Source organism: Bovifimicola ammoniilytica (genome assembly GCF_025567085.1).
GTDB classification, from domain to species: domain Bacteria; phylum Bacillota; class Clostridia; order Lachnospirales; family Lachnospiraceae; genus Bovifimicola; species Bovifimicola ammoniilytica.
Genome location: NZ_JAOQJN010000007.1, coordinates 100427 through 117147 on the forward strand (window position 1 = coordinate 100427; position 16721 = coordinate 117147).

General features: G+C 33.5%; 11 protein-coding genes. All 11 read left to right on the top strand.

Going from position 1 to position 16721, the window contains the following annotated elements; genetic code table 11:
• Nucleotide 1 precedes the first annotated feature (1 nt).
• The 11 genes from OCV48_RS10315 (at nt 2) to OCV48_RS10365 (ending at nt 16665) form a co-directional block, all read left to right on the top strand.
• The gene (locus OCV48_RS10315; RefSeq protein WP_021982976.1) at nt 2-1387 is read left to right on the top strand and encodes an ABC transporter substrate-binding protein; all 1386 of its coding nucleotides are present in this window, start codon (nt 2-4) and stop codon (nt 1385-1387) included.
• 153 nt (nt 1388-1540) lie between these two features.
• The gene (locus OCV48_RS10320; protein ID WP_147591873.1) at nt 1541-2392 is read left to right on the top strand and encodes a carbohydrate ABC transporter permease; all 852 of its coding nucleotides are present in this window, start codon (nt 1541-1543) and stop codon (nt 2390-2392) included.
• Nucleotides 2392-3243 (top strand): carbohydrate ABC transporter permease, encoded by an 852-nt coding sequence (locus OCV48_RS10325; RefSeq protein WP_021982978.1) that lies wholly within the window; start codon nt 2392-2394, stop codon nt 3241-3243. The genes OCV48_RS10320 and OCV48_RS10325 overlap by 1 nt, the downstream gene beginning before the upstream one ends.
• Before the next feature lie 15 nt (nt 3244-3258).
• Nucleotides 3259-4734: a 4-alpha-glucanotransferase gene (malQ, locus tag OCV48_RS10330; RefSeq protein WP_147591908.1), complete on the top strand. Its 1476-nt coding sequence runs from the start codon at nt 3259-3261 to the stop codon at nt 4732-4734.
• Between the two features lie 97 nt (nt 4735-4831).
• Entirely contained in the window at nt 4832-5857 is a 1026-nt protein-coding gene (locus OCV48_RS10335) for a LacI family DNA-binding transcriptional regulator (protein ID WP_021982980.1), read from the top strand.
• Between the two features lie 50 nt (nt 5858-5907).
• Nucleotides 5908-7545, top strand: a complete 1638-nt coding sequence (locus OCV48_RS10340; protein ID WP_147591874.1) for a dynamin family protein — start codon at nt 5908-5910, stop codon at nt 7543-7545.
• 3 nt (nt 7546-7548) lie between these two features.
• Nucleotides 7549-9663: a dynamin family protein gene (locus tag OCV48_RS10345; protein ID WP_147591875.1), complete on the top strand. Its 2115-nt coding sequence runs from the start codon at nt 7549-7551 to the stop codon at nt 9661-9663.
• 392 nt (nt 9664-10055) lie between these two features.
• Nucleotides 10056-10760 carry a ClpP family protease gene (locus OCV48_RS10350; RefSeq protein WP_021982983.1) on the top strand — a complete coding sequence of 235 codons (705 nt, stop codon included), beginning with the start codon at nt 10056-10058 and terminating at the stop codon, nt 10758-10760.
• A gap of 323 nt (nt 10761-11083) precedes the next feature.
• Complete coding sequence (locus OCV48_RS10355; RefSeq protein ID WP_021982984.1) at nt 11084-11962, top strand: undecaprenyl-diphosphate phosphatase; 879 nt, start codon at nt 11084-11086, stop codon at nt 11960-11962.
• A 76-nt stretch (nt 11963-12038) separates the two neighbouring features.
• On the top strand, nt 12039-14825 hold the full coding sequence (locus tag OCV48_RS10360) for an FtsK/SpoIIIE family DNA translocase (RefSeq protein WP_021982985.1): 2787 nt from the start codon (nt 12039-12041) through the stop codon (nt 14823-14825).
• Between the two features lie 157 nt (nt 14826-14982).
• Nucleotides 14983-16665, top strand: a complete 1683-nt coding sequence (locus OCV48_RS10365) for a formate--tetrahydrofolate ligase (protein WP_021982986.1) — start codon at nt 14983-14985, stop codon at nt 16663-16665.
• The last annotated feature ends 56 nt before the right edge of the window (nt 16666-16721 follow it).

Here is a 16721-nt window from a genome sequence, read left to right on the forward strand (position 1 = left end):
AATGAGAAAGAAATTATTAAGCGTTGCCCTCTGTGTTGCAATGGCAGCAACAGCATTAGTAGGTTGTGGCTCTAAAGATGACACAAAAGATGCTAAGAAGGACGATAACAAAAACAACACATCAACAGAAGGAAACAAAGATAATGGTTCGGTTTATTTCTTAAACTTCAAACCTGAAATCGCAGATGCATATGATGCAGTTATGGCAGCCTTCACAAAAGAAACTGGAATAAAAGCTAAGGTTGTAACAGCAGCTGAGAACCAGTATGAATCAACTCTTAAAGTTGAAATGGAGAAAGAAGATGCTCCAACATTATTCACAATCAATGGTCCATCAGGATACAATACATGGAAAGATTATTGTGAAGATTTATCAGGAACAGAATTCTATAATATGTTAACTGATAAAGACAGCACAATTTCAACATCAGATGGTGTATATGGTATTCCACTTGTAATGGAAACTTATGGACTTATCTGTAACAAAACAATCTTTGAAAAATATTTTGCATTAAGTGGAATAGCTGATACAGGATGCACAAAGATTGAAGATATCAACTCATTTGATAAGTTAAAGAAAGTTGCAGATGATATGCAGGCTCACAAAGCTGAACTTGGAATTGATGGTGTATTCTCAGAAATTGCATTAAACTCAAGCAATAACTGGAGAATCACAAACCACTTATTCGACTTGCCACTTTACTATGAATATCAGAAAGATAATGCAAGTGATAAGAAAGAAATTGATTTTTCATTTGCAGATCAGTACAAAGCAATTCTTGATTTATACATGACAGATTCTACTGTATCACAGAAAGAAGCTTCAACAGGTACAGTTGATGACTCTATGTTAGAGTTTGCAACAGGTAAAGCAGCTATTGCACAGAATGGTGTATGGGCTTGGAACCAGATTAATGTTGATGGCGCAGTAGTTAAAGGAGATGATCTTTACTATATGCCAATCTACACAGGTGCTGAAGGTGAAGAAAAACAGGGCCTTTGCACAGGTACAGAGAACTTTGTATGTGTAAACAGTCAAGCATCAGCAGATGATAAAGCAGCTTCAGAATTCTTCTTAAAGTGGTTATACTCTTCAGAAACAGGTATGAAGTTTGTATCAGAGAGCTATGGTGTTGCTCCTTTCAAAGGATTTGATAACTCTAAAGCAGCAGATGCTAACCCACTTGTTAAACTTGCATTAGATGATGTTAACAACTCAGACACAACAACAGTTACATGGGTAACAGTTACAACTCCTTCACAGGATTGGAAAGATGCTTTAGGCGAGAACTTATTATCATACGCTGAAGGCGGAATGGATTGGAAAGATGTTGTTTCACAGGCTAAAGATAAATGGGCTTCAGAGAAGGCAGCAGCTAACGACTAATCCAGTTAAATTAAATTAGAAATTAACTAATATATATCCCCACGTCATGTATGTGGTGTGGGGATAATTAATAAGAACAATTCAAGAGGTGAGAGAGGTTCTATTAGCCTTTTCTCACTATTTTTTCAGAAAAAAAGAGCTAGGAGAGATATCATGAATAATAAATCATTGAAAAAGTATTTTCCAATATTTGTCCTTCCGACGTTAATTGCTTTTGTAATAGCATTTGTAATTCCATTTGTAATGGGTATATATCTGTCCTTCTGCAAGTTTAATACAATTAGAGATGCTGAATGGGTAGGTATTAAGAACTACATGACTATATTTACGGAAGATAAGTCATTTATAGAAGCATTACTTAGAACTACAAAATTCACAATACTTTCAGTAATTTTAATTAACGTAGGTGCTTTTGCATTAGCATTATTACTTACAAAAAAGATTCCGGGAACTAACTTCTTTAGAACAATATTCTTTATGCCAAATCTTATTGGTGGTATTGTTTTAGGTTATATCTGGAAAGAAACACTTGATACAATAACAAGAAAAGTTTTCCATCACCCATTTACATATTCTGTAAAGGATTATGGATTCTGGGGGCTGTTAATAGTTATGTGCTGGCAGTTAATGGGATATATGATGATAATTTATATCGCGGGTATCCAGAATATACCTGAGGATGTAATAGAGGCTGCGAAAATTGATGGCGCAACGCCATTTCAGATACTATATAAGATAACAATACCTTTGGTAATGCCATCGGTAACAATATGTTTATTCTTAACATTGTCAAATTCGTTTAAGTTGTATGATCAGAACTATGCATTAAATGGTAATTCAATCAAGACTAGTCTTCTTGCAATGGACATTTATAAAACATTCTACGGAGCAAGTTCATATGCTGAAGGTCGAGGGCAGGCAAAAGCTGTTATATTCTTCCTTATTGTAGCATGTATAACATTTGCTCAGCTTAGATTAACAAGATCTAAGGAGGTTGAGTCATAATGGGAATTAAATTAAGAAAAATTATCGTAGATACAGTTACATTTATTTTCTTAACAGTATTAGCTTTAGTATTTATGATGCCTATTGCAACTGTTATTATGAACTCTTTTAAGAAGAAAGCATTCTTAATGCAAGGTAAAGGAAATGCGTTCGAATTACTTTCTAAGAAGTCATGGAACGGATTTAAGAACTATGTAGAAGGTGCTAAAGCAATTAAAATGATTGATGCCATAAAAGTATCTGTAATTATTACTGTAGTAGCAGTTGCTGTAATTGTATTACTTACATCAATGACAGCATGGTATCTTACAAGAGTTAAATCAAAAGTAACATCTGTAATATATTATGGTTTTGTATTTTCGATGATAGTACCATTCCAGATGGTTATGTATACAATGGCAAGTTTTGCATCTATGTTAGGTTTAAATACACAATATGGTCTTATTATTCTGTATGTCGGATTTGGATCCGGAATGTGTGTGTTTATGTTTAGTGGATTTGTCAAAGCAATTCCATATGATGTTGAAGAAGCAGCCATGATAGATGGTTGTAATCCACTACAGACATTCTTCAAAGTTGTAATGCCTATGTTAAAACCAACAATGGTTACAATAGCAATTCTTGAGACAATGTGGGTATGGAACGATTATCTCTTACCAAAACTTGTATTGCCTACAGATGTTAAGACAATTCCAATTGCAATTGATGCATGTACAGGTTCACATGGTACATATCAATTAGGTTGGTTAATGGCTATGTTAGTTGTTGCAATTATACCTATTGTATTATTTTACTTAGTATGTCAGAAGCACATTATAAAAGGTGTTGCTGCTGGTGCTGTAAAGGGTTAGGAGCGTGTTATGAGTATGAGAGCAAGTGGTATTTTAATGCCAATAACGAGTCTCCCATCAAAATACGGTATAGGTTGTTTCTCAAAAGAAGCATATGATTTTATCGATGGGCTTGTGAAAGCCCATCAGTCATATTGGCAGATATTACCTTTAGGACCTACCAGTTTTGGAGACTCACCATATCAGTCATTTTCAACATTTGCAGGTAATCCATATTTTATTGATTTAGAAGAACTAATAGAAGAGGGATTATTATCAAAGGAAGAATGTGATGAGTGCGATTTTGGTGATGATGATAGAAATGTTGATTATGGTAAAGTTTATGAATCAAGATTCGGATTATTATGGTCGGCATTTGAAAATTTTAATGTAGATACTGAGGATTACAAAGAATTTGTCAAAGACAATTCTGAGTGGTTAGAAGATTATTCTTTATATATGGCGGTTAAGGATTCTTACGAAGGTGAAATGTGGACAGATTGGGACGAGGACATCAAGTTAAGAGAACCTGAAGCTATAGAACGATATAAAGAAGAATTGAGCGATGATATAGAATTTTATAATTTTATTCAATATAAATTCTTTAAACAGTGGAATAAACTCAAGAAATATGCTAATGATTCAGGCATAAAGATTATAGGAGATATTCCTATATATGTAGCATTTGATGGTGCTGATTGCTGGTCTGATACTAAATTATTTCAGTTTAATGAGGATAATATTCCTAAGGCTGTTGCAGGTTGTCCGCCAGATGCATTTGCAGCTACAGGTCAGTTATGGGGTAATCCATTATATGACTGGGAATATCATAAGAAGACAAAATATGAATGGTGGAAAAAGAGAGTAGCACATAGTTTTAAATTGTATGATGTGGTAAGAATAGATCATTTCAGAGGATTTGATGAATATTATTCAATTCCATATGGTGATAAAACTGCGGAGAATGGGCATTGGGAAAAAGGTCCAGGCATTGATTTGTTTAATGCACTTACAGAATCACTTGGAAAATTGAATATTATAGCTGAGGATTTAGGATATCTTACAGATACAGTTGTAAAATTAGTTAAGGATACAGGATATCCAGGTATGAAGATTATGCAATTTGCATTTGATTCAAGAGAAGAAAGCAATTATCTTCCTCATACCTATGATAAGAATTGTGTCGTATATACCGGAACACATGATAATGATACTATTCAGGGCTGGTATAAGACTATATCAGAAAAAGATAAAGAATACTCTAAAATATATCTTAATACACCTAATCCGGATGAAGAAAATATTCATTGGGATTTCATAAAAGCAACTCTTGCAACGGTTGCTGATCTTGCAATTATACCTATTCAGGATTATTTGGGATTAGGAAGTGAAGCGAGAATAAATGTACCATCTACACTTGGAACTAACTGGAAATGGAGGTTAGTCAAGGGTGATATTGATGATGAATTATTAGAAAAAATAAAGAAGTTAACATTAGTTTACGAAAGATAATCATGAGGTTGGGTAGATTTTATTTATCCAACCTATATTGCTTTATAGGATTAGGATAGCTTTAAAATACATAGTTATTGGCAATATGGAGGTTAAAATGGACACGATAACGATTAAGGATGTTGCTAAGATATGTGGAGTAGGTGTCAGCACAGTATCAAGGGCAATTAACAACAAGCCTGGGATTAATGAAGAAACCAAGAATAAAATCTTAGGTGTAATTAAAGAAAACAACTATATACCTAATAATAGTGCAAGAAATTTAAAACGTTCTGAAACTAATAATATTGCTGTACTGGTTAAAGGAATTAATAATCTATTTTTCAGTCCGGTAATTACTGAATTAGAAAGAGAAATCGAGAAAAAAAAATATACATTTATTCTACAACATGTTGATGAAAATCAGGATGAAATTGAAGTGGCCATAGAGTTAGAAAAGGAAAAACGATTAAAAGGCATAGTATTTCTTGGTGGATATTTCTCTCATCCTAAGGATAAGTTAGAGAAATTGACAGTTCCATTTGTGCTAAGTACGGTAGGAATGACTGATAATATGAAGAATATGGAATACTCTTCTGTTGCAGTAGATGATGTAAAAGAAAGCTATAAAGTAGTTGATTATTTGTGTAAATTAGGTCATAATAAAATAGCAGTGTTATCTGCAATATGTGATGAGAGTATAGGAAAATTAAGATTTGAGGGATATAAAAAGGCATTATCTGACAATAATATTGAGTTTAACGAGAAACTAGTCTATTATTTACAGAGTGGAAATGACAGATATTCAATACAAAGTGGATATAATGCAATGAAGAGATTGTTAGAAGAGAAGGCGGATTGTACAGCAATTTTTGCAAGCACAGATCTAATTGCAATCGGAGCCTGCAGGGCTATTTTGGAAAATGGATATAATATACCAGATGACTATTCTGTAGCAGGATATGATGGCCTGGAACTTAGTAGATTTATTACACCATCTCTAACTACAATAAGGCAGCCTGTAGAGAATATTGCGAAGGAAACAATTAGAATATTATTTGATGCCATAGACAATAATGAAGGGTCTGTACATAAAGTTTTTGCGGGAGAATTAATCGTTGGGGAATCAACAAGGAAAATATGATTTTCAAAGTGTCAATCTGATAGCTATAGAGATTGAGGAGGTTATTCAAAATGGAATGTGTAAGTGTATACAAAAAAAAGTTCAGAAAATTGAAAGAAATTCAGGAAAAATATGGTATTGATACAGCAGAGACAGATAAAATAATAGCTGGTATTGATACATATAGAGTAAATACTCCTGTTGTTGGTAATTTTAGTACTGGTAAGAGTTCGATGATTAATGCAATTATCGGGAAAGCGTTATTAAGTGTGGATATAACACCGGAGACGGCGGTCCCTACTGAGATTTATTATGGCAATAACAAGGTCTATCAATATGATAAGAATGCTGTAATAGAGCGTAAAATAGAAGAGCTGCCACTAAAAGGGTTGACTGTTCAGACAACAGATTTAGTTAAGATAGAATATGATAATGAATTCTTAAAAGAAATTAAGACGGTAAACATTGTTGATTTACCAGGATTTGATACAAGTTTTGAATTACATAACAGAGCTATTGATCAATATCTTCCTAATAGCCTTGCATATTTATTGGTTGTATCTTCAGACGAACCGGTTCTTAAAGAAAGTATATCTGATTTCCTTAAGGAACTGAAAGTCTACAATATGCCGGTATATGTGGTTATTACTAAGAGCAGCAGACTTGATGATGATGAATTAGAAGAATGTAAGAAACTCCTAAAGAAATTAGTTGGTAAAATTGTTGAAAGAGATGATGTCAAGGTTGCATGTGTTGATTCTTATGGAAAAGTTAATGTGGATGAACTCAAGGACATATTAAGGGAAATACAGGGACAGACAGGCAAAATATTCATAAATAAATATTCTAAAGCATTAAGGGCAGCCTCAATGTATACAGAAGTATACTTAGTTGAGAGAATAGATAAAGCCTGCCTTTCAACTTCCAGACTTGAGCAGGAGCAGGAAAAAGTCGAAAAGAAAATGAATGAAATCTCAGTAGATATAGATAAAGAGAAGAATAATTTCAGCAGACAGGCCAAGGTATGTATTAATACCATAAGAGAAAGAATTAAAGGAGATTTAGAGGCTACACTTCCTACTATAAGTGCAATGCTTGAGAATGGAACTGATATAACAGATAAGATAAATTCAGTTGTAAGACGTTCAGTAAGAATCGGAATAAATACTGAATTTGAGCCTAAGTTAAAGAAGTATGTTGAACATATTTCAGAGATGATTACAATTGAGTTTCCTGAAAATGATATAATTATTAACAATGTTAATGCGACTTTAAAGAATAATGTTGTTGACGAGATAACTAAGACTGCATTACCTGTTATCTTAGCGGGTGTCGGACTTGTACTTGCTCCATTTGCGGCTGTAATTGGTGGTATGGTCGGTGTAGTTGCTGATGTCATTCATAATATTTCTAATAATAAGAAAAAACAAAAAGAAGTTGACAAGGCAGCAAGGGCTATAATTGATGAAGTTACAGAACAGACAATCATAAGCATTGAAAGTGAGATTAACAAGTATATAGATGGAATTAACCAGAAAATAGAGCGAGATGTTCTTAAACAGAAAGCTATTCTTGAAAAATCATTATCTGATATTAAGATTGATATTAGTATCGAAGAAAATAACCGTTCAAGAGATATTGAAAGTCTTGAACAAGATTTGAAAGTTATCAGAGAATTTAGAAATGATAATCTGGTGCAGGAGGATTAAGGAATGGAATTTTATGAAAGAACAAAGGAAGATGAAATAGAATTTAGCAGATTCACTGAGAAAGTTGATAATGTATACAATAATTTGCGTGAATTTGAGGATGAAATAGATTTATTTGATATTTCGTCCATTAAGAAGAATTTCATAGCTAAAACCAATGATTTTTTTCGAGAAGATAGAAAATTAAATATTGGTATTATTGGAAGAGTTAAGGTTGGTAAATCAACATTTTTAAATACTTTACTATTTGACGGCAAGAAGATTCTGCCAACAGCAGTAACACCTAAGACAGCTGCTCTTACAAGAATAGAATATGATGATGAAAACAGAATAGAAGTAGAATATTTTACTAAGGATGAGTGGAGATTAATTAATATTAAATCTAAAGAAGAAGCTGATACAGGTGAATATGTAGTTGCTAAAGAGATTATGGGGATGTTAGAAGAAAGAGATATTGTCCCTGAGAAATACATACTTAAAGGTCATGAAACTATTCATTTTGATTCTTATGATGAACTTATGGATTCGCTTAATGAATATGTTGGTGAAAATGGAAAGTATACACCTATTGTTAAAAGTGTAAGTGTCTATGTGGATAAAGAGGAGTTAGATGGTATATCGATTGTGGATACTCCTGGATTATATGATCCAATTTTATCACGTGTAGACAAGACAAAACAGTTTATGGAATTATGTGATGTGGTATTTTTTCTAAGTAAATCGACATCATTTCTTGATAAGAATGATATTGACTTAATGGCATCGCAGCTTCCTAAGAAAGGTGTTAAAAAAGTAGTATTAGTATGTAGCAGATTTGATGACGGATTAAGAGACACTTTGTGGAATTGTGAAAATATAAAAGGGGCAATTGACAGCACAAAGCAGAAGCTTACTAATTATGCACAGCAGGCATTTATTAATTACAGAAATTCTAATATATATGTAAATAATGACATTATCGAGCAATTTAAACATCCTATATTTGTTTCATCAATGGTTGAAAATATGTCAAAGAAACCGGTTGATGAGTATGATAAAAAGGAAAAACGTGTTTATGATGACTTGTGCTATAAGAACAAACCTACAGCCAAAGATTTAAGAACCATAGGAAATATGGACGAAGTTAAGGCTGTATTTAAGAAAGTAGTTGAAGATAAAGAGAAAATGTTAGAAGAGAAAGCTAAGACATTTATTCCTGTAGCTAAAGAGGAACTTAGTGACAAACTTGTAAGAATTTCTAATCTTGCAACTAAACGTAGAGAACAGTTGTTAGAATTCGATAAAGAGAAACTTACTGAACAGAAGAAACAGATTACAACCCAGATTAATAAGATGAATGCAAACTTAGAGATAGTATTTAATGATCTTATTGAGAAAGTGGAGCGACAGAAGTTAAATGCAATAAGTGAGATTCGGGCTTATAACAGAGAGTATCTTCAAGTGTCCGAAAAAGAGGGTGTTACTACTCATTACGAAATCAGAAAAGAATCAGCAGCAGTATGGTTTAAACCATGGACATGGGGTACAAGTGCAAGAGTAATTTACAGTTATGATGAGAAATACCAGTATATTGATGCTTACGATGCAATAGAGAATATTAGAAATTTTGTTGAGGACGGTAAGGAATGTATCGAGCATGCGTTTAATAAATCGTTAGATGTTGCAGAACTCAAGCATAAGTTATTATCAATCATTATAGAGAACTTAGACTCTCTTGGTGAAAATTTTGATGCATCATATTATAGAATACTTGTCGAAAAGACATTACAGGGAATAAAGATACCTACAATCGAATTTCCAACTACCCAGTTTGAAGATATTATTACATCAGAATTCTCAGGTGAAATCAAGAGTAATTCAATGAAATCAAATTTCAAAAAAGTATTATCAGATACAATTTATGATGTAAGGGAGGGTATTTGCAAAAAGCTTGAGCATGAAGTTATGAGATTCGAAGATGTAATAGAAGAGCTTAAGAAGAATTTCTCAGTTGATTTATTAGGAGATATCCAGAAAGAATTAAATACTATTATTGAACAGTCATCTGATAAAGATAATAAGATTAAGAGATATGGCCAGATAATAGAAACTGTGGAGAAACTTAATATGGAGATGTAATAGTTTATATAAATATAATAATGATATAGATGTAGAAATCTGATATAGTTAATGTCTGTATATAGAACCTCAATCTGGGGTTCTATATTATTTTTTACTTACCAGGAAATTTCAACGAAATTTCCTGGTAAGTAAAAAACGCTCCGCGAGGATCGCACTGCGGCGGAGTAGAAAATGTTGCTATAGCAATCCGCCACAGGCGGAGAATGTCGCAAGCGACATTCTTTATTCTTAGCGAAAGTTGAGAAAAAGATTAAAATTGTGAATAGAGTTGATGGTACGATAAAATTAAATAATATCATAAATGAATAAAATTATATTTTTTAAGAAAAATAATAGCAGGAGGTTTAATTTATGTTTAAAAATCATAAAGAGAGGTAATCTATAATATAATGAGTGATAAAGAAAAAAATCTTGAAATTCAACAAAAGGAAAATGATGTGATAATTGAATCGGGACAATTAGCATTAAAGAATAATGAGGATAATGTTAAAATACATCTTTTATCGATTATCGGAGAAGTTGAAGGACACGATGTTTTGCCATCAAATAGTAAGACTACTAAGTATGAACACGTATTGCCTAAATTAGCACAGATAGAAGATGATAAAGAATATAAGGGTGTTCTGCTTATAATAAATACCGTAGGAGGAGATGTTGAATCCGGACTTGCAATTGCTGAAATGATTGCCTCACTTAGTAAACCAACAGTTTCATTGGTATTGGGAGGTAGTCATTCAATTGGGATACCACTTGCTGTTTCAGCAGATTATTCTTTTATTGTGCCATCAGGAACAATGGTTATTCATCCTGTCAGAATGAATGGACAATTTATTGGGGCACCACAGACATATGAATATTTCAAATTAATACAGGATAGAATTGTAGGTTTTGTGAAATCTCATTGTAAGGTCAAAGAAGATGATTTTGAGAGAATGATGTTAAATAAAGGAATTATGACAAAGGATTTAGGGACTATTCTAGTTGGAGAAGAGGCAGTTAAAGAAGGTATAATAGATGAGATTGGTGGAATTAATAAGGCTATGAGAAAATTACACGAGTTAATAGAAATACAAGAGTCAGAACATAAAAAGTAATATATTTAAAATGAATTCTATACAAAATATAGAGTAGTAACTAAAGAAATGTTAAAAGGAAAAAGGTAAACAAAAATAAACATTGAATTAAAACAAAAAAAATAGTAGAATAAGGGATATGTATAAATATGCCATTTTAATAAGTATAGTATAAAAATAATGTTGATATTATTACTTTTTACAAAGCTAATTAATTCTGTATGAAGAAATTAGCCTTTATATATGACAAGTCAGAAATTGCATATGCGAATTTCTGACTGCTTTCTAGCAACAAGTGTTCAGAAACTGTTGAAATGGCATTATAAAAAGAAAGGATATTAGATATGAGTTTATTAGAGACAATAATACTTGGTATTATTCAGGGAATAGCTGAGTTTTTACCTATAAGCAGTTCAGGACATCTGGCAATTTTTAAGGCATTATTTGGATTGGAAGATGTGGGACTTACATATGATATTTTGCTTCATCTTGGAACATTAGTGGCAGTATTTATAGTCTATTGGAAGGATATCTGGAAGTTAATAAAAGAGGGAATTGGAATCGTTATAGATGTCTGCAGAAATATTGGCAGATTTTTTGGAAACAAATTTGCAAAGAAGAATTCGCCATATGTTAAAATAGTAAGCTCGGCATATAGAAAATTTGTAATGTTGATTATTGTATCGACAATCCCAACAGGAATAATTGGTGTGATATTTAGTAAAATATTTAATATGGATAATCCATCACTTATTATACCCGGAATCAGTTTACTTATAACAGGTCTTATGCTATCAGTTGTTGATGAATTACCAGCAGGACATAAGACACCTAAAGAGACTACATATAAGAACAGCCTGACACTTGGTATTGCACAAGGTATAGCAACATTACCAGGTATATCGCGTTCTGGAACTACACTTACAGTAGGAGTATTATGTGGTTTAGACAGAAAATTTGCAATTAAATATTCATTTATAATGTCAATTCCTGCTATATTAGGTGCGTGTGTATTAGACCTTAAAGATTTATTTGCACCAGGTAATGCAATTGGCAAAACACAGCTTACATATTATGGAATAGGTGCAGTTGTAGCAGGTGTGGTTGGATATGTATGTATTAAGACATTATTAGTATTATTTAATAATAAGAAAATGAAGTATTTCTCATATTATTGTTTCTTAATGGGAATAGTGGCTATTGCAGCAAGTTTTATTATATAAAGTTATATGAGAAAAAAAGAGAGTATTATTATTTATTATATAGAAGTTTTAAGATTGATTAGAAAAGAGGAATAGAATGGCTGCGCAAGGCAAAAAGAAGAGTACAACCGGAAAGAGTACAGGCAGAAAGAGTACAGCCGGAAAGAGTACTGCAAGCAGAAAGCCGAATACAGCAAATAATAACCGGAGTCGTACAGGAAAAAGCAGTTCATCAGTGAGAAGCAGTTCATCAGCAAGAAATAGTTCGGCAACTAAGAAGTATGATGACGGCACAAGTATTATTTCAAGTGATGTGAAGATAATTACCGGTTTTGCAATAGTAATCCTGTTAGAACTTAGTAATTTCTCGCTTATTGGCAGATTTGGTAATGCTATAAGTGGTTTTATGTTTGGAATATTTGGCTTATTTGCATACATAGTACCGATTCTGGTATTCATTGCCATTGGTTTCTTTATTGCAAATGTAAGCAGTAGAAATGCGATGATGAAATTAGGGGCAGCAATAGTTTTATTTATTACATTGTGTACATTCCTACAACTTGTATATGCAGGTAAAGATTATGGGTTCAGACTTACAGGTGTGTTTAATGCCTGCAGTATGGATAAAAATGGTGGTGGAATGTTAGGCGGATTATTTGCTGCCATATTATATTCTACAATAGGTATCTATGGTGCGTTTATAGTAGTGGTCGCCTTAATATTGATATCTATGGTTATAATTTCTGAGAAGTCATTGATAAATTCTGTTAAGCATGGAAGCAGACAGATGTATGACTCAGCAAGGAAAGATTTTAAACGAATGAAAGATAGCAGTGCAGAGAGGATTGCTAAAAAAGAACAGAATAAGATGGAGAGGGTTAAGAATACAGTCAGGGGCGTTAATCTTCATTCTAAAGTAACTGATGAGAATGCTGTAGATGCAAATGTGCATGAATTGTTGCAGAATGGTTCGTTATATCGTGGATATATTGATTCCGAGGAATTAGAGAAGACTGGTGCTAAGAATAATAACAATGTCAGTAATAATGGATATAACGAAGGTGGACAAAAGAAACAGTACAGAACTGATTATAAGCCTGAATTTATTACGGATAGTAGAGATAATAGAGAAGATTCAGAATACTCAGAACATTCAGATAATTCTTATGAAGAAAATTTTGATGAAGAACTTAGTGAAGTTGTGAGAAATGGCGAATTTAAGCCTAAAGAGAAGATAGAAGTAAGTAAAGCAGCTAAAGAAGTTATGAAAAGGAAAGCATTTTCGGGTGTACCAATTAAGAGTGCATCACCAGTTAAGGATATTCCGATAGACAGACCTGTTCCTGATGTCGAGAAAGTTATTGAGCAACCTAAGGCTGTTGAAGAAGTGAGTAAAGGTAATAAATCAGGTCCATATTCAATGCCACCACTTAGTCTGCTTAGAAAAGGTATGATGCAAAAGAGAAGAAATGGTATGCGGCCTGGTGAAATAAGCGAGACAGCAGCTAAGCTTCAGGAAACTCTTAATGCATTTGGTGTAAAAGCAACTGTAATTAATGAAAGCAGAGGACCTTCAGTTACGAGATATGAATTACAACCTGAAACTGGAACAAAAGTAAGTAAGATTACATCTTTATCGGATGATATTAAGCTTAATTTAGCAGCAGCGGATATAAGAATAGAAGCGCCTATTCCAGGCAAGGCAGCAGTCGGAATAGAAGTTCCTAATGCTGAAAGGGATTCTGTATTCTTAAGAGACTTAATTGAGTCAGAAGAATTATCAAAGCATCCATCGAAGTTAGCATTTGCTGCAGGAATGGATATAGCCGGTAAAGTTGTGGTAGCGGATATTGCAAAGATGCCACATATGCTTATCGCAGGTACAACAGGTTCAGGTAAATCAGTATTTACTAACTCAATTATTATGAGTATTTTATTCAGAGCCAAACCATCAGAAGTCAAGATGATAATTGTCGATCCAAAAGTGGTTGAATTTGGTGTATATAATGGTATACCACACTTATTATCACCGGTAGTTACTGATCCTAAGAAAGCAGCAGGTGCACTTAACTGGGCAGTCGGTGAAATGGGTAAACGATATAAACAATTCTCAAAATATAACGTAAGAGACATAAAAGGATATAATGAAAAGATTAAACAAATGGGTTATAAAGATGATAATGAACAGTTAGAACCGATGTATCAGATAGTAATTATCATTGACGAGTTAGCAGATCTTATGATGGTAGCCTCCAAAGAAGTTGAGAGTTCTATATGCCGTCTTGCACAGCTTGCAAGAGCAGCAGGAATACATCTTATTATAGCTACACAGAGACCATCTGTAGATGTTGTTACAGGTCTTATTAAAGCTAATATTCCATCAAGAGTTGCATTGTTAGTTTCATCTGGCACAGATTCAAGAACAATTATAGATTGCAACGGTGGTGAGAAGTTACTTGGTAATGGAGATATGTTATTTTATCCATCAGGATATGTTAAACCTGTAAGATTGCAGGGGGCATTTGTATCGGACGGAGAAGTACAAGCCGTTGTTAATTATCTTATTAATAATAACAAAGATGTCGAATATAACGAAGAGGTTGCTAAAGCGGAGATATCTACGCCTGACAACGATAATCAGACTGCAGATGATGATGGAAATGATGTTTTATTTGAGGAGGCAGCAAGATTCGTTATCGAGAAAGACAAGGGTTCTACAAGTATGATTCAGCGAATGTTTAAAGTAGGTTTTAACCGGGCTTCAAGAATTATAGAACAGTTAGAGAAAGCCGGAGTCGTTGGCCCTGACGAGGGAACCAAACCAAGAAAAGTTCTTATGTCCCTTGAACAGTTCGAGGCAGGTCTTCATAAAGACACAGATTAATTAGAAATTGTATATTAAAATATATTTACACAGCATATGAGAAAATATTCGTTAGAATATAAGTGGTTGTGAAATAACAACTAGTTATGATATGATTAGAAAACACAAAATAAAAGGCTAAACAGCATATTAAACATATGCAGAAATGAGGTAGAAAATGGAAAAGAAATATAAGTCAGATATTGAAATTGCACAGGAAGCAACTATGTTACCTATTAAAGAGGTAGCTGCTAAAATCGGTATCGAAGAAGATGATTTAGAATTATATGGTAAATATAAGGCAAAATTAACAAATGAATATCAGGATAAAATTAAGAATAACAAAGATGGTAAATTAGTTTTAGTTACAGCTATTAATCCTACACCGGCAGGAGAGGGAAAGACAACTATAACTGTTGGCTTAGGACAGGCATTAAGCAAGTTAAATAAGAAATCAATTATTGCTCTTAGAGAACCATCACTTGGACCATGTTTTGGTATTAAAGGTGGTGCAGCAGGAGGCGGATATTCACAGGTTGTACCAATGGAGGAGCTAAATCTTCATTTTACAGGAGATTTCCATGCGATTACATCGGCTAACAACCTTTTAGCTGCATTATTAGATAACCATATCCAGCAGGGAAATGAGTTAAGAATTGATACAAGACAGGTTGTATGGAAGAGATGTCTGGATATGAACGACAGAGTATTAAGAAATGTTGTTGTTGGACTTGGTTCTAAAATGGACGGAGTTGTAAGAGAAGACCATTTCGTAATTACAGTTGCTTCAGAGATAATGGCGATCCTTTGTCTTGCAAATGATATGAATGATTTAAAAGAAAGATTAGGAAAAATAATTGTTGCATATAATTATGATGGTGAGCCTGTAACAGCTAAGGATTTAAATGCAATAGGTGCTATGGCAGCATTACTTAAGGATGCAATCAAGCCTAATCTTATCCAGACATTAGAGCATACACCAGCATTAGTGCATGGCGGACCATTTGCAAATATTGCTCATGGCTGTAATTCAGTAAGAGCTACAAAGACAGCACTTAAGATGGCAGATATTGTTGTTACTGAAGCAGGCTTTGGCGCAGACTTAGGTGCAGAAAAATTCTTTGATATTAAGTGCAGAATGTCAGGATTAAAACCTGATGCAGTGGTATTAGTAGCAACTGTAAGAGCATTAAAATATAATGGTGGTGTTCCTAAAACAGAGCTTAATAATGAGAATTTAGAGGCTCTTGAAAAAGGTATTGTTAATCTTGAGAAGCATATTGAGAACTTACAACAGTATAAAGTACCTATCGTAGTTACACTTAATTCATTTGTGACTGATACTGAGGCTGAATATGCATTTGTAAAGAAATTCTGCGAGGACAGAGGTTGCGAATTCGCCTTAGCAAAAGTATGGGAAAATGGTGGAGACGGTGGAATTGAATTAGCTAACAAGGTTATAGAAACATTAGAGAAAAAAGAAAGCAAATTCGAAGTATTATATCCGGATGAAATGTCTCTTGAAGATAAGATTAAGACAATAGCAACAAAGATTTACGGTGCAGATGATGTTACATATTCACCAGCAGCTAAGAAAGCACTTGCTAAGATAACAGAGATGGGCTTTGGAAATCTTCCGGTATGTATGGCCAAGAATCAGTACTCATTATCCGATGACCAGACTAAGCTTGGACGACCAACAGGCTTTAATGTAAATATCAGAGAAGTATATGTATCAGCAGGTGCAGGTTTCGTAGTTGCTATTACAGGTGCGATAATGACAATGCCTGGATTACCAAAGAAACCGGCTGCATTTAATATAGATGTGAATAATGAAGGCGTAATTGAGGGATTATTTTAAAGAAATGTGAATAGTGCGAAAAATAATGCTGATGCGATTATTTTTTGCACCGCTAA

Bases quoted from the DNA above. Each gene is read 5' to 3' on its own strand.
- OCV48_RS10315 (WP_021982976.1), top strand. From the start codon at position 2: ATGAGAAAGAAATTATTAAGCGTTGCCCTCTGTGTTGCAATGGCAGCA.
- OCV48_RS10320 (WP_147591873.1), top strand. From the start codon at position 1,541: ATGAATAATAAATCATTGAAAAAGTATTTTCCAATATTTGTCCTTCCG.
- OCV48_RS10325 (WP_021982978.1), top strand. From the start codon at position 2,392: ATGGGAATTAAATTAAGAAAAATTATCGTAGATACAGTTACATTTATT.
- malQ (WP_147591908.1), top strand. From the start codon at position 3,259: ATGAGAGCAAGTGGTATTTTAATGCCAATAACGAGTCTCCCATCAAAA.
- OCV48_RS10335 (WP_021982980.1), top strand. From the start codon at position 4,832: ATGGACACGATAACGATTAAGGATGTTGCTAAGATATGTGGAGTAGGT.
- OCV48_RS10340 (WP_147591874.1), top strand. From the start codon at position 5,908: ATGGAATGTGTAAGTGTATACAAAAAAAAGTTCAGAAAATTGAAAGAA.
- OCV48_RS10345 (WP_147591875.1), top strand. From the start codon at position 7,549: ATGGAATTTTATGAAAGAACAAAGGAAGATGAAATAGAATTTAGCAGA.
- OCV48_RS10350 (WP_021982983.1), top strand. From the start codon at position 10,056: ATGAGTGATAAAGAAAAAAATCTTGAAATTCAACAAAAGGAAAATGAT.
- OCV48_RS10355 (WP_021982984.1), top strand. From the start codon at position 11,084: ATGAGTTTATTAGAGACAATAATACTTGGTATTATTCAGGGAATAGCT.
- OCV48_RS10360 (WP_021982985.1), top strand. From the start codon at position 12,039: ATGGCTGCGCAAGGCAAAAAGAAGAGTACAACCGGAAAGAGTACAGGC.
- OCV48_RS10365 (WP_021982986.1), top strand. From the start codon at position 14,983: ATGGAAAAGAAATATAAGTCAGATATTGAAATTGCACAGGAAGCAACT.